This window comes from Chitinivibrionales bacterium, from assembly GCA_035516255.1.
In the GTDB taxonomy this organism is placed as follows: domain Bacteria; phylum Fibrobacterota; class Chitinivibrionia; order Chitinivibrionales; family FEN-1185; genus FEN-1185.
This window is the reverse complement of the sequence record DATJAL010000009.1, coordinates 26,758-48,810: the sequence shown is the minus strand read 5'-3', so window position 1 is coordinate 48,810 and position 22,053 is coordinate 26,758. Positions and strand designations below refer to the sequence as shown.

Annotated in this window: 17 protein-coding genes; 1 reads left to right on the top strand and 16 read right to left on the bottom strand. The window is 56.7% G+C overall.

All coding sequences use genetic code 11. From position 1 onward, the window contains the following. Positions 1-12: 12 nt before the first annotated feature. The 10 genes from VLX68_03445 to VLX68_03400 form a co-directional block, all read right to left on the bottom strand. Positions 13-321: a hypothetical protein gene (locus tag VLX68_03445; protein HUI91282.1), complete on the bottom strand. Its 309-nt coding sequence runs from the start codon at positions 319-321 to the stop codon at positions 13-15. 289 nt (positions 322-610) lie between these two features. Beyond that, positions 611-1,804, bottom strand: a complete 1,194-nt coding sequence (locus tag VLX68_03440) for a peptidoglycan DD-metalloendopeptidase family protein (protein HUI91281.1) — start codon at positions 1,802-1,804, stop codon at positions 611-613. Continuing rightward, positions 1,804-2,661, bottom strand: coding sequence for a permease-like cell division protein FtsX (locus tag VLX68_03435; protein HUI91280.1), 858 nt, complete (start codon positions 2,659-2,661; stop codon positions 1,804-1,806). Before VLX68_03435 ends, VLX68_03440 begins: the two co-directional genes overlap by 1 nt. Positions 2,662-2,976: 315 nt before the next feature. Next, entirely contained in the window at positions 2,977-4,794 is a 1,818-nt protein-coding gene (locus tag VLX68_03430) for a penicillin-binding protein activator (GenBank protein ID HUI91279.1), read from the bottom strand. Between the two features lie 638 nt (positions 4,795-5,432). Next, positions 5,433-6,611 (bottom strand): aldo/keto reductase, encoded by a 1,179-nt coding sequence (locus VLX68_03425; protein HUI91278.1) that lies wholly within the window; start codon positions 6,609-6,611, stop codon positions 5,433-5,435. A 163-nt stretch (positions 6,612-6,774) separates the two neighbouring features. Next, entirely contained in the window at positions 6,775-7,275 is a 501-nt protein-coding gene (locus VLX68_03420; GenBank protein HUI91277.1) for a hypothetical protein, read from the bottom strand. A 65-nt stretch (positions 7,276-7,340) separates the two neighbouring features. Beyond that, positions 7,341-8,240: a GTPase Era gene (gene era, locus VLX68_03415; protein ID HUI91276.1), complete on the bottom strand. Its 900-nt coding sequence runs from the start codon at positions 8,238-8,240 to the stop codon at positions 7,341-7,343. Positions 8,241-8,542: 302 nt separating this feature from the next. After that, positions 8,543-10,024 (bottom strand): penicillin-binding transpeptidase domain-containing protein, encoded by a 1,482-nt coding sequence (locus VLX68_03410; GenBank protein ID HUI91275.1) that lies wholly within the window; start codon positions 10,022-10,024, stop codon positions 8,543-8,545. Positions 10,025-10,204: 180 nt separating this feature from the next. Next, positions 10,205-12,520 carry a hypothetical protein gene (locus VLX68_03405; GenBank protein ID HUI91274.1) on the bottom strand — a complete coding sequence of 772 codons (2,316 nt, stop codon included), beginning with the start codon at positions 12,518-12,520 and terminating at the stop codon, positions 10,205-10,207. A 111-nt stretch (positions 12,521-12,631) separates the two neighbouring features. Then, positions 12,632-13,702 (bottom strand): glycosyltransferase family 9 protein, encoded by a 1,071-nt coding sequence (locus tag VLX68_03400; protein ID HUI91273.1) that lies wholly within the window; start codon positions 13,700-13,702, stop codon positions 12,632-12,634. Positions 13,703-13,708: 6 nt separating this feature from the next. Here VLX68_03400 and VLX68_03395 point away from each other — a divergent pair, with 6 nt between their 5' ends. Further along, the gene (locus VLX68_03395) at positions 13,709-13,867 is read left to right on the top strand and encodes a hypothetical protein (GenBank protein ID HUI91272.1); all 159 of its coding nucleotides are present in this window, start codon (positions 13,709-13,711) and stop codon (positions 13,865-13,867) included. A gap of 111 nt (positions 13,868-13,978) precedes the next feature. Here VLX68_03395 and VLX68_03390 read toward each other — a convergent pair whose 3' ends face one another. The 6 genes from VLX68_03390 to VLX68_03365 form a co-directional block, all read right to left on the bottom strand. After that, positions 13,979-14,899, bottom strand: a complete 921-nt coding sequence (locus tag VLX68_03390) for a glycosyltransferase family 2 protein (protein HUI91271.1) — start codon at positions 14,897-14,899, stop codon at positions 13,979-13,981. After that, on the bottom strand, positions 14,868-15,860 hold the full coding sequence (locus VLX68_03385; GenBank protein HUI91270.1) for a lysylphosphatidylglycerol synthase transmembrane domain-containing protein: 993 nt from the start codon (positions 15,858-15,860) through the stop codon (positions 14,868-14,870). Before VLX68_03385 ends, VLX68_03390 begins: the two co-directional genes overlap by 32 nt. Continuing rightward, positions 15,848-16,960 (bottom strand): glycosyltransferase family 4 protein, encoded by a 1,113-nt coding sequence (locus VLX68_03380; protein HUI91269.1) that lies wholly within the window; start codon positions 16,958-16,960, stop codon positions 15,848-15,850. The genes VLX68_03385 and VLX68_03380 overlap by 13 nt, the downstream gene beginning before the upstream one ends. Before the next feature lie 111 nt (positions 16,961-17,071). Then, positions 17,072-18,397 carry an L-fucose:H+ symporter permease gene (fucP, locus tag VLX68_03375; protein ID HUI91268.1) on the bottom strand — a complete coding sequence of 442 codons (1,326 nt, stop codon included), beginning with the start codon at positions 18,395-18,397 and terminating at the stop codon, positions 17,072-17,074. Between the two features lie 199 nt (positions 18,398-18,596). Then, entirely contained in the window at positions 18,597-20,123 is a 1,527-nt protein-coding gene (locus VLX68_03370; protein HUI91267.1) for a hypothetical protein, read from the bottom strand. A gap of 170 nt (positions 20,124-20,293) precedes the next feature. Beyond that, positions 20,294-22,018: a hypothetical protein gene (locus VLX68_03365; protein ID HUI91266.1), complete on the bottom strand. Its 1,725-nt coding sequence runs from the start codon at positions 22,016-22,018 to the stop codon at positions 20,294-20,296. Between the last annotated feature and the right edge of the window lie 35 nt (positions 22,019-22,053).

Sequence of the window (22,053 nt, the reverse complement as noted above, 5' to 3'; positions counted from 1 at the left end):
CAGAAGGGATTTTTAGGACGTTTTTGGAGGATTGTGAGATTCGGAATAGCCCTGGTTCTTTGCCCATTCTGTTAAATAAAGCAAATGACGGTTATATCTTCTGAGAAGGAATATCACCGCAATAAAAAGGACAAGGCTAATCCCGGAAGCAATGAAATGATGAAAAACAAATCCAAAAGAAATCCCTGCGCCAAGCAGTCCGAACAATAATCCGGAAAAAGCCCCAACCTTTCCAAACCGCCTTTTTTCTTCTACGGTCAGATGCTTGATAATTTCAGTGTCTTGCTCTGGCCAGAATACTGTCAAAAAATGAAGTTTCATAAGTAAATATTACCATGATGACATGATGAAATTCCACAATTCCAACCTAATTATGTTTCGATTAGCAAATTCATTCCGATGGCGCCATATTACTATCTTTATTAACTTGATATTCGCCGCCGCGTTAGGCAGGACTGGAGGCCGCGCCAAAGCGCGGTGCTGCCCGGACCCCCGGCGGTCTTCCGCCATCGGGCCGTGGCAGCCCGAGGCAAAGCCGAGACCGGAAGGACGGCCGACCCCTTGCCCGCAAAAACGGGCAAGGGGGAACGCCCGCATTATTATGCTTAATTTACTTTCGCTTTTTTTCCAGCCACTCCGCCGGATCCATCGCCTCGGTCGACTTCCGTATCTCAAAATGCAGTTTCGTCTCCTCATACGTCTGCGACTCGCCGACCAGACCAACCACCGTTCCGGTTTCCACTTTCGCGTCCTTTGCCACGAGCGTCTCCTCGAGCCGCGCGTAGGTGGTGTAGTAGCCGCCGTGGTCGACGATCACGAGCTTGCCCAGGCCGCGCATCCAGCCGATGTACGCCACCCTGCCCGGCGCCACGCAGCGCACCTTTTCGCCCTTTGATGCGCTTATGTCAATGCCCGTGTTCATGGTCACGGTCTTATATACGGCGTGCACCATCCTGCCGAACGGGTTTACCACAGTGCCGTCCACCGGCCAGGGCAGGGAGCCCCTGCGCTTCTCGAACGCGGCGTTGAGGCTTTTTTCGTACGGAGTGCGCGTTGTCTTGCGCTTGCTCTCGAGCGCGGCCACGATGTTCTGGACTTGCTTCTCCGCGGTTTCGAGCTCCGTGATCATTTTGACATACGATTCCTTCTGCGAGCGCACCTCGGCCAGGAGCTTTTCCCGCGATTCCTGCTCGTCAACGAACGTTGCGTACTCCGATTCCTTCGCCTTCTTGAGGCCGGCAAGCTTCTTTTTCTCCTTTTCGAGCGACTCCTTGTCGCCCGCGATGCGCGCGCGTGCAGCCGCGATGGACGCCATGAGCTGCCGGTCGTAACGGGACAGTTCGCTGTAATACCGCGCGCGGTGGAGCATGGCCGAAATGCTGGCCGACGAGAGCATGAGCCGCGGAAGCGGCTCGGGCCCGGTTTTGTACATGGCGCGCAGGCGTTTCTTCATGGCTGCCTGCCGCAACGCGAGCTCCCTACCCGCGGAATCGAGCTGGTTTCCGAGGTGCGTGATCGATTCAGACACCGAATCGATCTTGGTGGAAACGTGGTGCAGGTAGCTCTGGGAGGTGGCGATGTTCGCCTCCACCTGCTCGAGCTGCGCGACCACCGAGCCTTCCTGGTTCTGGAGCTGGCGCAGCTTTTCCCTTCCTTTTTCGAGCTCGGTCTTTATCGAATCGAGGATGACGTTCTGCTCCTCTATCTTTTTTTCGTAATCAACGGAAGGGGCCGGCTTTTCGGCAATAGGCTTCTTGTGGTTTTTTGCAAACGAGACAGAGCACCCGATGACGAGGATTGCCATCAGGAGACAAGGAATCTGCGCACCGCGCTCATGCTTCCTATGCACCCGAACAACGCCCCTATCGTGATGAAGACGAGAACCGTGAGGTACCACGGCCCCCACAGCAGATGAAAATGACCGAGCACCGCCTTTACAAGCAGCAACGACAGGGCGCCGATGGCGCCGCCGACAACGCCCTGCAGCATTCCCTCAAGGATGAACGGCGCCTTGATGTAGGCCGTGGTGGCGCCGACAAAATGCATGTTCCTGATGAGCTCCCGCCGCGCGTAAATCGTGAGCTTGATGGTGTTGCTGATCATCACATGGAGCGCGAGGACCAGCACGAGGCAAAAGAAGCCCGTCACGTAGAGCAGCACGTTCCGGTAATAATGGAGCTTGTTGATGTCTTCGCTCGACATGGCGATGTCCTCGATGCCGTCGATCTGTTTCAGCTCGCGCGACAGTGCCTCGGCGGCAGAAGCGGACTGGGACTTTTCGGTCAGGGAGAGCTCGAGCGACACCGGGAAGGGGTTTTCGTCCACCGCCTGGAGCATGGCGCTGTCGTTCTGCTCCTTGAACCGCTTCCATGCCTCTTTTTTGTCAATGACCGTCACGGAGGCCACCTGGGGGCACGCCTTCACCCGCGCCACGAGCGCGGCGAATTTGATCGAATCCGATGCGGCGGCGTCCTTGACATACACGACCGCCGCGACGCGCGCCGAGACCACCCGGAGCGTCTGGTCAATGTTCACAATGGCGACCACCATGCATCCGAAGAAAAACAGCGTGAGCCCGATCAACAGCACCGAGAGCGAGGTCATGAGCTTGGCCTGGTAGAACCCCCGGAACGCTTCCTTGATAAAATAGAAAATATTCATGGATTGATTGATGACGGTTATTCTTGATTTGTTCTTATTCTGATCTGTTAGCGAGCATTTTTAGTGTGGAATAAATGATTCGTTGTCGAGCAATTTTGCATGTATCACAATTTAGCCCGTTTTCGTATCCACGACCGCCCGCGGGTGCGCCCAACGGATGGATGAATCTTGCAACCGCCGGTACCCGGCCGCACCCAAGAGGGGGTAGCGGAAGACGGTCGCGCGTCTGTTCATTAAATCATTCTGCACTTTGTAGGACGTTGCAGCAGCGCGACCGGCTGCAGCGACGGGGAAACCTCCCCCCACAAATATTTTTTATTGTACCCTGATAAACTGCTTGTCCTTTATCTTGATGATCGACGCCTCGGTGTTGATCCGCTGGCTCGCGTCGAACGAAATCGGGCCCGACGCGCCCTTGTAGTTTTTAATGGCCGCCAGCGCCTGCGCGATCTGCGGCGCCGAGGCGGAATTGCCGGCCTGCCGCAGCGCAGCGACGATGAGCGAGGCGGCGTCGTAGCCGAGGGCGGCCACGCGGTCGGGGTCGGCGCCGTACTTGCCCTTGTACGGCCCCTTGAAATCCGTCCATTCCTTTTCCGGACCCGTGCCGGCCGGAAGGTTCGACGAGAAAAGCGCGTTGTTCACGTATTCTTTTCCGTCAACGATCACCTTGGAGTTGTGCCAGCCCGTCGAGCCCAGCAGCTGCGTCTTGATCCGGTGGAACGTGACCTGGGGCGCGAGCTCCGCCACGTCCTCGGCCTCGGCCGGCAAAAAGATGCCGCCGATTTCGTAGGACGAGTCCGCGGCCAGGAGTTTGGCGTCGGTCTTCGGCGACGGCATGGCGTCGCCGGCGAGGCTCTTCTCCACGGGCGTGCGCTGCTGCTTGCGCATGAGGAGCCTCATTTTCAGATTGTCGAACTGCATCTTGAAGTCCTGCGTGCCGGGCTCGTACGTCTCCTCGGTCACGATCTCGCGGCCGCTCTTCTCCACCTCCTGCCGGAACCCGCGCGACAGCGCCGCAGCGTAATCGTTGGCCGGCCCGATGATGGCGAAATCCCGTATGTTAAGGTTGTCCATGGCATACCGCGCGATCCTGGCGCCCAGGGTGCCGAGCGTCACGTTCATCTGGAAGATATACGGGCCCATGCCCGCGATGCCGTCCTCGTTGGCCGTGGGCGACAGCATCACCACTTCCTTTTCCATGAGGATTGAGGCGGCCACCACCGCGTCCTGGCTGAGCACCGGGCCCAGCACCACGGGCACGTGATGCTCGAACACGAGTTCCTTGGTTTTTTTCGCGGTCTCAACCATGTTGGCGCGCGTGTCGCAGATGATCAGCTTGATTTTCGCGCCCGACGCCGCGGTGTACTGGTCGAACGCGAGCTGCGCGCCCTGCAGCACCTGCCGGCCGATGTCCGCCTCGCCGCCCGACAGCGGCACGAGAAGCCCGATCTGGACAATGCCGCGCTGCGCCTCGGCGGCTTTATTAGCGTAGTCCCGCACCAGCGCGGCATGCGGGCCGCGCTCGTAGGTCTTGAGGTACTGTTCGGCCTTCTGCTTTGCGCCCACCAGCTGGCCGCTTTCGAACAGCTTGACGATCTCGAAATACACCAGCGCCTCCGTGATCCGCGGATGCATGTCGCTGCGGCCGGCAAGCGCCTCGAGTTCGTCGGCGGTGAGCACCTTTTCGCAGATCATCTGCACGTTGGAGAGGGTCAGCGTGTCGAGCGCGGCGTTCACGCCGCCGGCGAGCGCGTTCGAGAACGCGGCGAGCGCCGCGCTGTAGCTTTCGCTTTTGACAAGGAATATGCCGTCGAGGTACCACAGTCTCGGCATGAACGCGGACGAGGGATACCGCTTGAGGTAGATCTGGAACAGCCGCTGGCCCAGCGCGAAGTCCTTTTCGCGCACGCTCGACTCGATGAGCAGCGGCACCAGGTATTCGGCGGCGTTGTCGTTGCCGTGGTTTTTCAAGAATGCCCGGATCGCGGCAGAGCATGAATCGAAATGGGAGGCCTTGTAATATTCGACGGCCTTGGAAAAAAGCGCCTGCGGATCGTCGGCCGGCGAGGTCGGGACGGCGAAACAAAGGCGCATTGCGGCGCATACGATAAAAAAGGTCACACCACGTTTCATGGAATTCTCCGATTACTGGATTGCGATGGTAACAGCATCAACCTTCATTAAGGGTTTCCCTGACGGGATTGCCATGAAAAAATACACTCAAGACGAAATAAACGCCAGAATAACTAGTCTTGTACATTTTGTTATTACTTGAAAAATATCTTGTGGGGGAAGTCTCCCCCTGGCCCCCGGCTTCCGGCGCATCCCGACTGTTATGCGAAAATGAATCAGGGATTCGCCGGCGGTCCGGGGGCACACCCCCTCTTTGGCGCCGATACTCCCGTGGCCGGCAGACATCCGAGTGGCTCTCGTTCTGGCAGTGGTAATAGAGAGTTTACATGGTGGAAGAAGACAATATTGTATCGGAAGAAGTTACCTGCGATAACAGGCAGAGGCATTTTTCCAAAAGCTAATGCGGAAGCCGATTGGCGTAAAAAAGCTACTATAGGAATTCATCTGCAGCGGGTTAGGCAGGATTGGAGGCCGCGCTGGAGCGCGGTGCTGCCCGGCCCTCGCCGAAGGCATATACGGGGCCGTGGCAGCCGGAGCCGAAGGACGACGACCCTTGTGACCCTTGGAAATCCCTGACGAGGGAGAAGCACCCGAAGGGATGGGCCGGAAGGACGGCCGACCCAACTTTAAAAATACTTTTATCTGAATGCCGCCTTTACCTTCTCCAACTCATCCGGTATCATTATCTTTTGCGGGCATTTGGGAATACAGGCGTTGCAGCGCGTGCACAGAGCGGCGCCGCCCCTGTTGTTCTTTTTTGGCAGGTCTTTTTTGCTTTTCGCAAGCTTGCGGTAATTGCGGGTGAGCAGCCACTGGCGCACCTTTCCCTGGAAATCGGCCGTGGCAGCGCCGGTCTTGTTGTTGAGCAGGGCGAAATTTTGCGGAATGTCAACGCCAGACGGGCACGGCATGCAATAACCGCACGCGGTGCACGGTACCGCGATGTTCTTGCGGTAAATCGCGGCGAGCTGTTCCACCACGCGAATCTCCGCGGCCGACAAGGTGCCTGCGCCGGAGGCGTCGGCGCTCGCGCAATTTTCCTCCACCATTTTTCTGGTGCCCATGCCGGAGAGGAGGCACGCCACTTCGGGCCGGTTCCACACATACTGCAGCGCCCAGTCAACGGGCGTACGCTGCACCGGCGCGGCCTTCATGACGTCGAGCGCCTCCTGCGGCGGACGCGAGAGCTGCCCGCCCTTGAGCGGCTCCATGACCACGACCGCGATCCCCTTCGCGTGGGCATACTTCAGGCCCTCATCGCTGGCCTGCACCGTCGCGTCCATGTAGTTGTACTGGACCTGCGTCATGTCCCACGGATAATAATCGATGATCTCCCTGAACACCGGCAGGGTGTCATGAAAGGAAAATCCGATGTGTTTTATTTTCCCCTCTTCGCGGGCCTTTTCCATTTTGTCCATCAGGTTCATCCGTTTCACCTTGGCGAAATTGCCCTGGTTGAGCCCGTGCAGCAGATACACATCGATGCACCCGATCTGGAGCCGTTCCAGCTGCTGGTTCAGGTAACGCTCAAAAGCATCGGCCTCCCGCATGAGTATCATGGGAAGCTTCGTGGCGATCCGCACCTTTTCGCGGTACCCGTCCTTGAGCGCAAGGCCGATCACCTTTTCGCTCTGCCCCAAATGGTACACCCACGCCGTGTCGAGGTAGTTTATCCCCTTGTCAATGCCGAGCCGGATGATTTCGACCGCCTTCTTTTCGTCAACCCCGCGCAAAAATCCCCTGGAGGGCAAGCGCATGCAGCCGAACCCGAGCGCCGAGACCTGCCAGGGAAGGGAGCCCATTTTTCGGTATTTCATTGTATGTCCTTACTGTTATTCTGGTAATGATAATCCGATGAGAAAATTACTTGATAGCAGGGAGAAAAGGTAAGAAGTATGTAATAAGTGCGACGAAATTTCTAATAGGTTGCTATTTTTCTAAATGGCAATCCATGCGAATTTGAAATAAGTCCCAACAAATTTATTCAAGGATTTCTTTCGCCGTTGAACAATAGTTCTTCTGAAAGCAATCCTCGCATGCCCCGTCGCAACCGTCGATGACAAAGGTAAATCCCGCGTTCCCATACGTGCCGACCGATTCATTGGGGATGAAATCCTCGACAAGATATTTATAAAGGACTTTGTCTGGCAGTTTATTGGCGAACCCGAATTGGATGTCGTGCATCGTGAGGACCCGGACGATTTCCTTGATTTTATCGGAGAGCTGCTTGCGCGACATCGACGATGCGGGCGGGAATTTAAAATCTTCGGGAAACAATGTTCGTACCGGCACATGCGGCTCCTTGTCCGCTTCCTCGAAGGCCATGACGTTTTTAAGGAAGGCATTATGCAATTTCGGATCAACATCCCCGTTTTTATAGGTGACGCCGGCCTGCAGGCCGAGATCAGCCTCGAGGCCCTGGTTCTCGAGCCCCAGGTCCACTTCTTTCTGTTCGTCAGTGCGCCAGTCGTCTTGATTCACAGTAACTCCTTATGGTAATTTCTCGTTTGATTTAAATATCAATCCGCATTCTACAATCTACAATTTTATTCCCCGCCATACCCCATTTTCCTCAAAAACCTCTCATCATCCCTCCACCCCTTCTGCACCCTGACATGGCACTGAATCGAGGCGGGCACGCCGGTGAGTTTCTGCAGGTCCTGCGCGGCGCGCTCCTGAATTTTTTTTATGAGTTTCCCGCCCTTGCCGATGATGATGCCTTTCTGGCCGTCGGTCTCCACATAAATCGTGGCGTCCACGTGGTGGCAGTTGGGCGATTCGCGGTAGCCGGTGACCTCCACGAACGCCGCGTGCGGCACCTCCTCCTTGGTGTTGTAGATGATCTGCTTGCGGATGTATTCGGCGGCAAAGAACCTGGTGTTTGCGTCTGTCAAGTCGTCCGCCGGGAAATACGCCGGGCCTTCGGGAATAAACGGGTCGAGAAGCTTCAGAAAAATGTCCTTTGTCGCCGGTTCCTTGGCGTTCACGGCCGCATGCGGCGCATTGGCCAGGGCCGGGTGGCGTCCGAAAAACGTTTTCACCATGGCGTCCGGGCCGTCGCAGATGTCTTTCTTGTTGAACAGCACCACCGCCGGCAGCTTGCTTTTCGCAACGATTCCGGCCACGGCGTCCTCCTCCCCGCCAAATTCCCTCGCGAGGTCAACGATGTAGCAGACGACGTCCGCGTTGTCCGAAAGCGCGGCCGCGCTTTCGGCGAGCATGCGTTCGTTGAACGCGTGCTTGCCCCGGTGTATTCCCGGCGTGTCGATGAACACCAGTTGAAGGCCGTCCGCATTGTAAATGCCGCGCAGGTTCTTGCGCGTGGTCTGCGGCATAGTTGAAACAATGGAAAGCTCCTCGCCGAGCACGGTATTCATCAAAGTGGATTTGCCGCAGTTGGGGCGGCCGACCAAGGCGATAAAGGCGGAACGGGACGGTTTTTGCATGTTTTCTTGAGTTGACATGTTGGATGCTTTCGCTGCGATAACCTCACCCCGGCCTACAAATATCCCGCCCCTACGGGGCTCAGAAATTTAATAACTTCCTATCGGTCAACCTTATTATTAAACCAATCAGGATTCTTAAACAGCCACGCTCCACGGGTGCGCCCAGCCGAGGTGTGAATCTTGCCACGGCCGGTACCCGGCCGCACCCAGGAGGGGGTAGCGAAGGACTCCGCAGTCCCGCCCTTGGCGGGACGGGGAGGCCGGAGCGAGGGGGAAGCTTCCTCCCATGAATAAATCTTACTTTACCCAGGCGCCTTTTTCAAATCCCCCGTTATGATGTCCACCTTGCTCGCGGCCTGTTCCTCTTTCTGCAGCTGGCGGATGTATTTCCTGAAGACCTCGGCGCCGATATAGGCCGAATGCACGGTCCAGAACTGGTCGTGCACCGTGACGATGCCCACGGCGATGCGCTGCCGCGGGTCGGTGGGGTGCGCGGCAAAGCCCACGAACCAGTCAACCTTGCCGAGCTTGTCGTCGTCGACCGAGCCGGTTTTCCCGCCGTAATCGATGTCGTCGAAATACGCCGTGTGCTTGACATATCTGAACGAGGTCCTCGCCGTGCCGTACCGCGCCACGCGCTCCATCATGTCATGCAGCTTGAGCGCGGTGCTTTCGCGCACCGGGGCGCGCCACAGCCGCGGCGACGCCCGGTACACGAGACACGAATCACCGGTGGTCACGCTGTCGACGAAATACGGCACCGGCATCCGTCCCTTTTGCGAAACGGCCGCGGCGATCAGGGCGCCGAACAGCGGCGACATCTTGGTTTTCTGGTTGAAGCCCGAGGCGATTTCCGCGACCGCGATCGCGGAGTCCTTGTCCGAAATCGCGGCCACCGGCGTTTCGTTGTCGAGCTCGAACGGGATGCGGCTGTTGAAGCCGAACTTTTCAAAATATTCACGGATGACCGCCGGCCCCAGCACGTACACGCCGATGCGGCCGAACACCGGGTTGATCGAATACGAATACGCGTCTGTCAATGACACCGGCGCGTAGGCCGCGAGGTCCTCCTTGAGCTGGAACCGGTACAGGGTGTAGCGCCTGCCCGCGAGCGGCAGCTTGCTCTCGGGCTCCATGTTCCCTTTTTCGATGGCCGCCGCCGCCGTCACGGTCTTGAACACCGAGGCGGCCGGGTACAGGCTGCGCGCGAAAAGGTTGTCGCCCAGCGATGGCTCGGCCTCGCGGGTGTACGATACGAGCGCGAGCACCCGTCCGGTCGCGGGCTCCAGCGCGACGACGGCGCCGTATTTGGGATGGTACTGCTTGAGCAGGGCCTGGCTGCAGCGCATCACCGTGGTGTCGAAGCTGTAGTGAAGCACGTAGGATTTCTTGCCCGCCGTTACGGTGTCGCACACCGCGTTGAAACGCGGCGGATGCCTTTTGAAAAATTCGGCAAGGTCTGACGCCGAAAAATTCCTGCCGGAAAATCCGGGATTGAACAATGCGAACTGACCGAAAAAAGACTGTCCCTGTTTTCGCTCCGCCCTTGGCGCCGGTTTCGCCGCGGCGGGCGCGGCGGTTTCGCTGCGCGGCGGTTCCCGATGTGTAAAGCGGCTTGGGGAAGATTTCTCCGATGGCTCCCTGGCGATGAAGATTTTGATTGCAACAGCGAAAAGAATAATGGCGAGAAAAAAACGGATGCGGCCTTTTTTCGGGATGCGCGGCGGCGTCTTGAAAAACGGGAGTCCACCCGCACGGCCGGCACGCCCGATCCGCTTCATCATGGGGGATTCGGGAAGATTGCCGCGCCGGTCGCTCATGAATAAAAAATAACTCTAAGCATGTACTTTGGGGGAATGGTATTTGTTCATGATTTGTGGAATTTAAAAAGGTTGATGGGTTCGAACGGTTTGCCCACAATGAGCTTGCCGCATCCGCTTGTCGACCCATCAGCCATTTCTTTACTAAAACGTGATCGCCGTCGAAATCCCCATGTTGTTGTTCGGCACAAGTTTGTGGTTTATGTCCCACTGGTACCCGAAGCGCGCGTCCCAGATGAGCGACGCGCCCTGCGTGATCGCGACGCCGAGGCGGTACCCCCAGTAGAACGACGGCGTTAGGTCGAAGAACTGGTCATAGGTCGGCCTTCCCAAGCTGTCCGTCTTCATGACCGTGGAGCCGATATCCGATTTGTAAAGATATGCCTCGACCTTGGTAAGCTTGGGGATCCGCTTCACGAGCGCGTCCCCGATGCCGGCGGACGCCTCCAGGCGCTGGTCCTTGGCGTCGCTTTTGCCCATGAGGTACTGATAGGAACCGTTGATGAGCAGGACATTGGCGATATTGGCCCCGAGAATGCCGAACACGCCGTTGAGCGATTGGTTGGGCACGGTGCGGGATTTGGTCAGCACCACGGGATACCGCTGCACCCGTTCGTCAAGGTAATACGGCCCGAAGTAGCCGGGAATGAACCTGCCCTCGATGTGGCGGTATTCAACGCGAAGGTTCGCGGGTCCCGCGTGCACGGCCACGCCGGGCGCGCCCAGGCCCCAGCCGGTGCTTTGCGACTTGACCATGGCCGTGTCGGCGACGATGGCGGCCTGGCCGTAGAGGTCGAGGCCGAAAACGTCCGAGGTTATGAGGGGCAGCCCGATGTCGGCGCCCGCCACCGCATACCGGGACACCGAATCGCGGTAGGTGGTGTCGATGGTGAAGGTGCTGGTGTCGGCGTCACCCTTGGCGATAAGGGAGTCCACGACCGCGGGCGAATACTTGCTGCGCCAGTAGGCAACGTCGAACACGCCGTTGTGGTTCAGGTCGCGGGGATCTCCCGTCGTGGACCAATTATGCGCCGGCGCGAATTCGTTGAGGTCGACGCCGTAAGTGGCGCCGATTGACAGGCCGGAAAGCACGGGCACGCCCGTGGGCTTGAGCGGGCAAACGGCCAGCCGCGCCGCGCCGAGGCCGCCCTTGTACTGAAATTCGAGAAAATCGGAGACCATGGTCTGCACGGTGATGCCGATGGGGCTTATGTTGTTGAGGTAGAACTGGAACCCCAGGAGCTTCTGGTCGGGATAATGCAGCATGTTGGTGAAGCGATCCACCACGAACCCGTAGCCGAATGTCACATTTGTCAAGCCGCCGACCTTGACGAACACGGGGTCGTTTTCGTATCCGAAGCGCAAGTACCGGATCTTGCGCGCCAACGATTCGACCCAGTTGTCCTTGTCAAATTGCCAGCCCTTGTTCGAGAAATCACCCTTCGCGTCGATGAACAGCTCCACGTCGAGCCCGATGCCGAATTTCCAGATAGGAATGTCGGGCGAGAACGCGAGCCGCGTCCACTGCTCGTCGCCCACCGTGACGCTGCCGGCCGAAAGCTCCCACGTGATGCCGGGTGCGGCGCCTGCCGGCGCCTGAGTTTCCTTTTTTTCACCTTGCGCGGACGCGGGCTGCGCGGGTTTTTGTTCGGGCTGGCCGGGCGCGGCAGCCTGTGCAACCGGGGCAGGCTGCGGCTTTTCTTCCTGTTTCGGTTTTTCTTTTTTGGGCTCTTCCTGTTTTGCCGCGGGCGCGGGTTGCGGCGTTGCGGCAGGCACAGCAGGCTGCGCCGCTGGCTGGGAAATCTTCTGGGCAGTGTCTTTTGCCGACTGTTGAGCGGTTTGAGAAGTTACCCCCGGCCCCGTTTCCTGGTCAAGCCTTGTTCCAGACCAGCTTTCCAGCGAAGCGATCGCATCGGGCGGAAGCTTGCCCTCCTTGAACGACCCGCCGACGGGATCGTAGATGCCGAAATTTCCCGGCGTTACGATGAGCGGTTCGCCCTTGGGCGGCTCAATGCGGATTTTTCCCGAAAGCACGGCCGCGGTGGGCTCGCCCTGTTTTGTAAACTTGATCGCCGCAGCCGTGCCCACCGGAACGAACGCGCACTTGCGCAGCACCAGCTTGACATTCGCGGCCTCGGCGCCGCTCTCGCGTTTTAAAAACACCTGGCCCTGGTCAAGATATACGGTCACCGCAGAGTCGTTTCCCCCGATGGCCGCGCGCAGTTCACCGCGCAGATACAGCGCGCACCCCCTTCCCAGGAAAAGTTTCGAATTGTAATTGTCATCAAGGTACATGGAGTCGCCGATCCCGACCGTAGCGCTGTCCTTTACCGCGGTCCAGCTCCCTTTCTGCTGCTGCCACACCAGGATGACGCCTGAATCGGGCCTCACCGTGAAAGCGGCGGCGCTCATGACGGCGACCAGGCATGCTGCAACGCACATGACGGCTCTAGGCAACATACAGAAACCTCCTTGGAAGATAACTTTCACTGGTGATTTTTATATTGTGATTTTACAATGGTTTTTGGAATGTTCGCAAGAAAAAAGTCCCTTTCAGGTTTTTGCCCCGCCTTAAATCTTCTCCAGCCACGGCCTCATCTGCTCCCAGGCCTCTTCCGCCGAGAGCGCATTGAGGCTTGCCATGGGATTCATCCCCGGCGGAAGCCAACGGTCACCCACGTTTTTTGCGGTCCATACCGGAAATCCAGGCATGGGTTTTCGTATCAAAAGGTTTTTCTCGCCCCACGGGCCGTTGCGTTTTTCATCGGTGGGGCCGAAAATGCCCGCCGTGGGCACGCCCAGACACGCGGCCATGTGCATGATGCCGGAATCGTTCGCGATGCAGCATGCGCATTTGGAAAGAAGCGCCGCGGTTTTTTTCAGAGGCACCGGTTCTATTTCCAATGAAGGCTCCCTCATCGAAGCTTTGACCGCGTGTTTGACTGCAGATTCATCACCGGACCCAATGATGACGGCGTGCGCTCCGAGCATGCGGCAGGCGCGGTCCGCAAGCGCGGCGAATCGTTCCGGCGGCCAGCGCTTTGCGTCCATGCCGTGTTCCGCGCTCGAGCCTGGATGGATTGCTATCACCCTAGAGCCGCCGGCAACCGGCCGAAGAAAATCCTCCGCCCACCGCTCCTCCTCACTGCCGAACTGCCGGGGAAACACGATGGGCTCGGATGAAAGATCTTCGTTCAGGAAAAATCCCGCGAGACGCAGGTTCTGGCGCACATCGTGGAGTGCGGGATCAACCGCGACAAGATCGGTGCCGAGAAATGACAAGCTTGACAAACGCTTTCTTTCATACCTGAAGCCATACCGCCGCCTGATCCCGCCGAGCAGCGGGAGCGCATGGTACTGCCAGGTGTTCGACGGAAAGAAATTCAGGCACGCGTCAAACCGCGCACTCCTCAGGCGGAAAACGGCCGCGGCCTGGCCCGCGATATCGCCCTTCATCTTGTCCGGGTCAAGGGTTTCGACGCCGTTCCACAGGGGATCGCCCTGGGCGAGCGCGGCAATGCCCTGGCGCAGGGCAAGCATGTGCATCGGCATATCGGGCCTGCGCCGCTTGAGCGCATAAAACGCCGGGTAGCACATGAGGTAGTTGCCAATGCCGATGGGACAAACGCAAAGAAGTTTCATTACTTGATGTCCTATAATAAAAAACGGGCGTTCCACCAGCTAAAGCTGGCGTCGGCCCTCACTCCGGTCCCGGCCATCGCCTCGGGCTGCCACGTGCTGGGCCGCCACGCGGCGGCGTCTCCCGTGCGGCGCGGGACGCCCAGCGCGGCCTCCGTTCCTGCCTAACGCCCGAATACACTGAACCTCCGTCCCTCATTTTCCGGCAGATGCAATCGTAACGATCAATTATTTACAAACGGCATATTCTCCTGTCAAGCACCTTCGGAGAAAATATTATTATAAAACTTCTTTGATCTGATAGGTGTTCTTCGGCGCCGAATGCGTGATCATCTCGCCGATCAGGCCGATGGATATAAACTGTATCCCCATGATGATAGCGCCGAGCGACAGCAGCACCAGGGGCCGGATGTGCATCTGCCGGGTGACGATCCATTCAACGCCGAAATACGCGAGCACGGCCGAGCCGAGCAGCGCGAAAATCAGCCCCACAAGGCCGAAAAAGTGCAGCGGGTTTTTCATATACTTGCGGAGGAACAAAAGCGTGAGAAGGTCGAAAATACCCTTGAGCCCCCTGCCGAACCCGTATTTCGACTTGCCGAATTTGCGCGGATGGTGCGGCACCACCATCTCGGTCACGCGATAGCCGTCCCACGCCGCGAGCACCGGCAGGTAGCGGTGGCGCTCGCCGTAAATTTCGAGAGATTTTGCCGCGACGGCCCGGTACGCCTTGAACCCGCAGTTGAAATCGTGAAGCTTGACGCCCGCGAAAAGCGAGGTGGTGAAGTTCCACACCTTTGACGGCAGGGTCTTGGTGATGGGATCGTAGCGCTTCTTTTTCCAGCCGCTTACCACGTCCCAGCCGCTTCCAAGCAGCTTAACCATGTCGGGAATGGCGGCGGGATCGTCCTGCAAATCGGCATCCATGGTGACAATCACGTCGCCCTTTGCATGGTCGATGCCCACCGAAAGCGCGGCCGCCTTGCCGTAGTTCCTGCTGAACCGCACGGCGCGGACCTTGCCGGCGTACTCGCGTGAAAGCGCGGCCAGCGTGTCGAACGAACCGTCGGTGCTGCCGTCGTCGACGAACACCGCCTCGTAGGCGATGCCGGCGCCGCCCATCGCCGCGTCGACGCCCTGCATGAGGGGCCGAAGGCTTTCGTTCTCATTAAGCAATGGGATCACGATTGATAGCTTCATTGGTTTTCCTCGTTGGGGAAAATTTATTTATAACAAACATAATGCCGCCCACCAGGCTTGCCGCGCTTCCCACGATGGTCGCCAGAAACCCCATCACGATCGCGGCATGCGCCGGGAACCCGGCTAAGGCGAACAGCGTGCCGCCCACGCTCTCCCGGATGCCGAAGGGCAGCGGGACCACCATCATCATGGCGAGGATGGGCACGAAAATGAAAAAATAGTGTATGTTCGCGGCGCTGAGAAGCCCGAGCGCCCCGGCGCACATGATGTGCACGCCGATGCGCATAAACTGGACCACGGTCGAAAGCACGCCCACGGGCAGCAGGATGTGCACGTCGTGCGTCTCGATGATCGTTTCGTCAAGGATCCTTTTCAGCGCGTCCCTCTTTTTGAACGGTATTTTATCTATGAGCGCAAACGCGGCCGTCTGCAGTTTTTTCGACATGAGAAACAGCAGCGCTCCGCCGAAGCAGAAAAACGTGACGAACAGCGCGACAATGGCGAGCGTCATGCTCCGGCTTTCGAGGGCCTTCTGCTTGATGAGCAGGACGCTCCCGAAAATGGCGTAGCCGAGCATGGCCCACAGGCCGGCAAACCGGTCGAGGAACGTGGCCGCGAACCCGGCCTTGCCCTGCCCCTCGCCGAGCTTGATATATGCGACTTTCACCGCGTCGCCCGTGATGATGCCGAGCGCGAAATTGTTGAAGAACATGCCGATAAAATACAAGGAGAACACGCGCCAAAACGGCAGCGCCACCCCCCTGTTCTTGAGGATGATCTGCCACTGCACCACGCCCAGCCAGCCGCTCACGAAAAAAAGGACCAGCGCGGCCGCGAGCCAGGCAAGGTCGGCCTGCCTGCAGGTGCCGAGGATCTCACGCCACCCGAGCTTCCAGATGATGAAGGCGAGCACCGCGGCGGTGACCAGGATTTTAACCATCGCCGACGCTATCGCGCGCATACGGCCTCGGTGAGCCATTGCTCCATTTTTTTCGCGCTTTCGTCCCAGGAGAACCCCCGTGCCCAGCTCCTGCCGCCGGCCTCGAACTTGGCACGCAGCAGCGCATCGCCGAGCACCGCGCCGATGCAGGCCACCAGGTCGCTGCAGTCGTTCTCCTTATACAGCAGCCCTGTCTCGCCGTGCCGCACCGAATCACGCAGCCCGGGCACATCGTTGGCCACCACCGCGGTGCCGCACGCGCCCGCCTCGATGTTGGTGATACCCCACCCCTCCTTGCGCGAGGGGTTGACAAATACGCTTGCGTTGCGGTACAGGTTTATTTTTGCTTCCTCGGATACAAACCCAAGGAATTGCACCCTGTTTTCGATGCAAAGCATGCGGGCGCGGGCACGCAGGTTGTTTTCATCGTCGCCGGCGCCGGCGATCGCAAGGCGGACGTTTGATCCATTATCGGAGAGCTTTCTTACCGCGTCAAGCACGATGGCAACGTTCTTGTATTTCTTGAGCCTTCCGGCGTATAAAAGAAGACCCGGCTCCTTTTTCACCGCAGGATCCGGCGCGTATTTTTCGGTGTCAACGCTGTTCTCGATGATCCGGATCGAATCCTTTGCAAATCCCATTTCAACGAGTTCGGCGGCCGTGCTCCGGGAAACCGTGCAGACCGCCGTGCCTTTGTACCCCCAGGCGTTCAGCCGCTCCATGAACAACACATACCGTGCGGATGGGTACGACGTCAGCCCGAAAATCGTATCGCCGAACAGATGATGGAATATCACGCCGCATTGCTTTTTGGGAAACCACTTGGGCGAGAAAAACGGCAGCTTGTTGACATCGTCCACGATGCAGTCTATGCGGTGTTTCCAGAACACGCGCCTGATTAGAAACGGCGCCTCCCAATTGAACAAATACGTATGTCCCCAGCGGTATATTATGATGCCGTCCTGGTCATCTTGCGCTTTACAACCGTGAAATTTTGTGGTAAGGAGGATCACGGAATGTCCTCTCTTGACAAACCGCCTGAAGATCTCCTGGAAATGAACTTCGGCGCCGCCGGCCTGCGGGTGCTTTAGGTCGCGCCAGTTGAGAACCAGAATATTCATGGATAAAAAATACATTTCGTTGCCCGGCGTTATGCCGGTAAAGCAATAAAAAACTCCCCGGCGCTTGTCTGCGCCGGAGAGTTGTGCTGTCGTGGAGCTATGAGGCCCTTATCAGTCGTTCTCGGTAACGCCCGCAGGAAGTTTGGGAACTGATCCTCTGAACCCGTAGAAAAAGATGTACAGGTAGCAGATGAGCGGAATAATGAACGAGTGGTGCAACCCGATCATGTCTGCGACCTTTCCCATGAGCGGCGGAACGAGCGCGCCGCCCACGATGGCCATGCATAGAAGACCGGAACCCGAGCTGGTATGGCGTCCGAGTTTCGCAATGGCGAGCGTGAAAATGGTCGGGAACATGATGGAATTGAAAAGGCCGATGGCCAGCACCGACCACATCGCGACATGGCCCGCGCTTGCCATGGTGACAATAAGCAGCAAGCAGACCACGGTCGCGTTGAAGGCAAGAACCGCGCTTGGCTTGATAAATCTCAGTACCGCGGAGCCTATGAAACGGCCTACCATGGCGCCGCCCCAGTAGAACATAAGGAACTTTCCGGCCTGTTCGGCGGTGAAACCCACCAAGTCTTTCATGTAGTTTACGAGGAAACTTCCAATGGCCACTTCGCCGCCAACGTAGAAGAAAATGGCGAGTACGCCGAGCGCGAGATGGGGGTATCTGAGGGTTTTCTTGTATAGTTCGACGGTTCCTTCGTGCTTTGCACCGGGATCACGGGCCTCTTCCACGATTTTCGGGAGTTTCATGATCATAAAGAAAATCGCGAGCAGCGCGAACACCCCCGCCAGCATTAGATACGGCACCTGTACCGCGTGAGCGTTGGTCTGGAGTGCGGCGGCTGCATCAGTAGCGTTCATCTGGGCGATTTGATCCGCAGTTTTTATTGCGACGGAAAGGATGAGTACCGAACCGAACCAGGGCGCGACCGTGGTGCCGAGTGAGTTGAATGCCTGGGTAAGAACCAGACGCGAAGATGATGTTTTAGCTGGTCCTAGGATCGCGACATAGGGATTTGCCGCAACCTGCAGAAGGGTGATCCCCGAGGCGAGTACAAAGAACGCACCGAGAAACACTGGATACGACTGGCTGCTTGCTGCGGGAAAAAACAGCACGCATCCGAGTCCGGAAACGAGAAGTCCAATAACAATACCGACTTTGTACCCGATCTTCCGCACAATGACGCCCGACGGCAAGGATATGATGAAATATGCGGCAAAAAACACAAACTGAACAAGCGCCGCTTCCGCGTAATTCAGTTTGAAAATCGCCTTGAGATGGGGAATGAGAATATCGTTGAGACATGTCATGAATCCCCAGATAAAAAACAGCGACGTGAGCGTCACAAGCGCGGGCATGTAATTCTTGCCCTCTTCGATTGGCGCTGTAGCGGCTGTCGCGGAGGTAGGACTGATGCTTGCCATGAGCTTCTCCTAATGTTAAGTGTGGGATAAACAAAAGGGCGAAAACAATGACCAAAAAAAATAAGCATAAGGCCGGTGCCAAGTCAAGAAGAACCTATGAGCCGGGCGGATGTCCGTTCACGCCCGTGAACGCCTTAAAAAGCAAAAGGCCGGCGGATAACCAGCCAGCCTCTAAGCCGTATTTTTTTTTAAAACACTATTAAAAATTCGCTGAAAGCCTCATCATCCACCACCAGTGGTTTTTAGACTGCAGGAAGTCGTCGTTTTGGGCATAGTCCGGACTCACAAACGAAATAGGCCTGAAATGATCGCGGCCGACAAGGCCTGAAATTGCAAATTTGTTTAAAAAGTTTTTCTGGAAATACAATGAATACTTTGACGGCTCTGGTTTTCCAAAGCCGGCGGCGTATCGATAGGAGTTGGGGTACGGAACAGGCGATTTGTAATTTACCCCCGGGTTGACCGCGTAAAAATCGCTATTGGGATATCTCTGGCTGAACCATTCGAACTCAAGTGACATAACATCAAGCCCGAGGTCCCATCCCAGGAAATGGTCCATGACACCGCTCGCAAGGGCAGGCAGCAGCGTGATATAAGAAAGCAGCCTGATGTCCGAGCCTGTTTCGTCTTTAAGCCATTTGGTAAGGAGAAGGGGAAGAACGCCGTAGCTGATCAGCGGATTGGTTGGCAGATCGATGCCAGCCATGACCGGCACCCTGTCTTTCCAGTTATTATAATAATTTATTGAATCAGCCACCGGTTTCCCGGTTCCGGGTTTGTTGGTGAAACCAACGGGAATGCCGTTGACATACTGGGTGTCCTGGGCAAAGGAGTCGTATGCAAAAATGTCCTGCGTGCCCAGCACCGCGACTTCACCGTAGATTTTCAAGTCTTCCTTGCCGAAAAACGGTTTGTCGCCGAAAAATTCCGGAGCCGGCAATTTGAACTGAGGTACAAACCGTAAAGGGTTTACGGATGCGCGGGCCATGACTTTTGTGGAAGAGTATGTGTATGCCTGTTGAACGCCGTTGACATCAGTGTATTGGGCCAGGGGTTTGTCTTTGGGCGTTGTTTTTGAATCATCAACCGGGAACAGCCTTTGAAACGAAACGCCTGCTCCGATATCGAACATGTCGAACAGAGTGTTTGACACAATGGCGCTGAGCGTGCCGTCGAACAGCGGATAGTCCTGCGATTCGCTCGTAAGCATGAGATCCCACTTGAGCTGATCGATGGCCGGATTTCCCAGAAAACCGCTGAGGCGCAGGCCGAGCTGGCGAATCATGGCAAACTCAAAATTCGTCACAATGACGGTGGGATAGGCGCTGCATCTCAAAAGATATTCGCCAAGGTTTTTGGCGTCGGGATTGTACTTGACGGGAAAATACCCCACCGCGATCCTGAGCCACGGCATGTCAAGGTTGCCGAAGCTGTAGTTCACCTCGACGTCATTAGCATAAAAGAAAAAGCCCGGCCTTGTGGTGTTGGGGAAAATCTGCGGCTGGACCGTGGAAAAATGAAGGTCACATTCGGTGCTCAGGATGAATTGGAGTCTTTCGCGGTAATTTATAGCTGCCGTGAGATACATTACCATTTCCTGCTGCCATAATCTCTGAACGGTTGCATAGGGCGGCGACAGCTGGGGCGCGGGCTGGGCCTGGTCAAGCACGCCCTGCATGGCCTGGCCTTCGTCGAGCCCGATAAAAATATTGGTTTTCAATTTCATATCAGGAGATTCAATTATCGTATTGGCGTCGTGCGCGGGGCCCGATTGTCCAAGGCACACCAGAGATCCTAAAAGTATGGTGAATAATATTCTTCCTGTCATTTTTTCCCTCCGAGAAAATAACCAATGTTGTTTCTGGTTCTCATCGTGGCACTCTTGCTTCCGAATGGTTAGAAATTCGCAGACAGCCTGAACGTCCACCACCATTGGTTTTTCGTCTGAGTAAAATCATCGGTAACGGCGTCAACATATTCGCCGTTATAGGGAGGCCGCATGTGGTCGCGCGCAACGAGGCCGGACAATGCGAGCCGCTGATTAAAAAATGATTTTTTAAAATACAGGGCGTATTTTACCGTTTGCGGAGAGCCTTCACCTTTTTGTGCGAGATAGTTGAGCCTGTTTGCGTTGCTCGCGGGCAGGGGCACGTTACCTCCGGTAAAATTAAGCGGTCCGTAATCGTCAAAGGGGAATCGCTGGCTCACCCATTCAAATTCCAAGGAAAACACATCAAGCCCAAGGTCCCATCCCAGGAAGTAATTGCAAACGCCGCTTGCGAGCGCTGGTACCAAGGTCACGTATGAAAGCTGTCTGATGTCATCACCTGTCTCGTCCTTGAGCCATTTTGTCAGGAGAAAGGGAAGGATTCCGTAGCTGATGAGCGGCTGGGTAGGAAGGTTGATGCCGACCATATACGGCATCCTGTCGCCAAGAGAATCGTAATAATTGACCGGGCCGTTGGCAACCGGGTTTACCCGCGGCGCCACGACGAGCTTTTGCTGTCCGCCAGCGCCAACACCCGTGGTGTCCCACATGTATGCGGTCTGGTTTTGAAGGCCGAGTACGGCGAGCTCGCCGTAGACCTTAAGGTCTTCGGGGCCAAAAAACGGTTTATTGCCGAAAAACTGGGGCAGCGGGAGCTTGAATTTCGGGACGAACCTCAGCAGGTTGAGCGACGCCCTTCCCATGAGCTTGATGGATTTGAAGGTATAATAGCTGGTGTCGCCGTTTTCGTTGAGATAGGAATTTTGGGGGATATGAGGCGTTGTCTTTGCTTCATCGACAGAAAGGTATCTTTGAAATGAAACGCCGGCGCCGAGATCAAAGAACTGCAGCAGGTTGTTGGACACCAACGCCGAAAAGGTCCAGTCCTGCAGCGGCCAGCCCTGCGTCTCGCTGGTAAGCATCAGGTCCCATTTGAACTGGTCTATCTGGGGGTTGTTGATGAGCCAGTCCAATGTTCCATTCAAATGGAACCCGAGCTCGCGCACCATGGGAAATTCCCACCACGTGTAAATGACGGTGGGATATGCCGTGGACCTGAGCAGGTATTCACCGAGGTCTTTGGCGTCAGGATTGTACTTGAACGGGAAATATCCAGCGGATAATTTAAGCCATGGCATGTCGGGGTTGCCGAACGCATAATTCATCTCAACGTCGTTGGGATAAAAATTGAACACGCCGGTAAGGGTCGCCGGATACCTGTTGTCCTGCTTGTAAGAAAAGTCCAAGCCACTTTCAAAGCTCAAAATCAAATGCATCCGATCCCTGTACGAAAGGTCGTTGGTCAGATGAAAGATCATGCTCTGCTGCCAAACCCTTTTGAACAGATCGTAATTGCTCCGGTTGGCCGTGCCCCGCATAACCTGTCCTTCGTCAACCGCGCCGAACAGCGACACCTTGTTTTGCACGTCGTTTCCAAGGTTAAGCGCCCGTGGAGCCTGCGCGGCGGGCAATACGGCGCCGGAACTTTCCTGAACCGCGGGCTGCGAAACTGCCCGTGGAGGCTGGGAAGGTTGCTGATTGCCAGTTGCAGAATCGTCTGCCTGCGCAAAACACGCTGATGCCGCCGCAAGAAAACCCAGAACGGTGGTCCGGATCATTTGTCCAACTGCCATAGCTGTGCCTTTCTGAAAATCGGGTAAAATTTCTG

Excerpts from the sequence above, each read along its gene's own strand:
- VLX68_03385 (HUI91270.1), bottom strand. The coding sequence starts at position 15,860 with ATGCGCGCGATAGCGTCGGCGATGGTTAAAATCCTGGTCACCGCCGCG.
- VLX68_03365 (HUI91266.1), bottom strand. The coding sequence starts at position 22,018 with ATGGCAGTTGGACAAATGATCCGGACCACCGTTCTGGGTTTTCTTGCG.
- VLX68_03440 (HUI91281.1), bottom strand. The coding sequence starts at position 1,804 with ATGGCAATCCTCGTCATCGGGTGCTCTGTCTCGTTTGCAAAAAACCAC.
- VLX68_03395 (HUI91272.1), top strand. The coding sequence starts at position 13,709 with ATGTCCTATAATAAAAAACGGGCGTTCCACCAGCTAAAGCTGGCGTCG.
- VLX68_03390 (HUI91271.1), bottom strand. The coding sequence starts at position 14,899 with ATGAAGCTATCAATCGTGATCCCATTGCTTAATGAGAACGAAAGCCTT.
- VLX68_03425 (HUI91278.1), bottom strand. The coding sequence starts at position 6,611 with ATGAAATACCGAAAAATGGGCTCCCTTCCCTGGCAGGTCTCGGCGCTC.
- VLX68_03445 (HUI91282.1), bottom strand. The coding sequence starts at position 321 with ATGAAACTTCATTTTTTGACAGTATTCTGGCCAGAGCAAGACACTGAA.
- era (HUI91276.1), bottom strand. The coding sequence starts at position 8,240 with ATGCAAAAACCGTCCCGTTCCGCCTTTATCGCCTTGGTCGGCCGCCCC.
- VLX68_03400 (HUI91273.1), bottom strand. The coding sequence starts at position 13,702 with ATGAAACTTCTTTGCGTTTGTCCCATCGGCATTGGCAACTACCTCATG.
- fucP (HUI91268.1), bottom strand. The coding sequence starts at position 18,397 with ATGGCAAGCATCAGTCCTACCTCCGCGACAGCCGCTACAGCGCCAATC.
- VLX68_03405 (HUI91274.1), bottom strand. The coding sequence starts at position 12,520 with ATGTTGCCTAGAGCCGTCATGTGCGTTGCAGCATGCCTGGTCGCCGTC.
- VLX68_03435 (HUI91280.1), bottom strand. The coding sequence starts at position 2,661 with ATGAATATTTTCTATTTTATCAAGGAAGCGTTCCGGGGGTTCTACCAG.
- VLX68_03380 (HUI91269.1), bottom strand. The coding sequence starts at position 16,960 with ATGAATATTCTGGTTCTCAACTGGCGCGACCTAAAGCACCCGCAGGCC.
- VLX68_03430 (HUI91279.1), bottom strand. The coding sequence starts at position 4,794 with ATGAAACGTGGTGTGACCTTTTTTATCGTATGCGCCGCAATGCGCCTT.
- VLX68_03370 (HUI91267.1), bottom strand. The coding sequence starts at position 20,123 with ATGAAATTGAAAACCAATATTTTTATCGGGCTCGACGAAGGCCAGGCC.
- VLX68_03410 (HUI91275.1), bottom strand. The coding sequence starts at position 10,024 with ATGATGAAGCGGATCGGGCGTGCCGGCCGTGCGGGTGGACTCCCGTTT.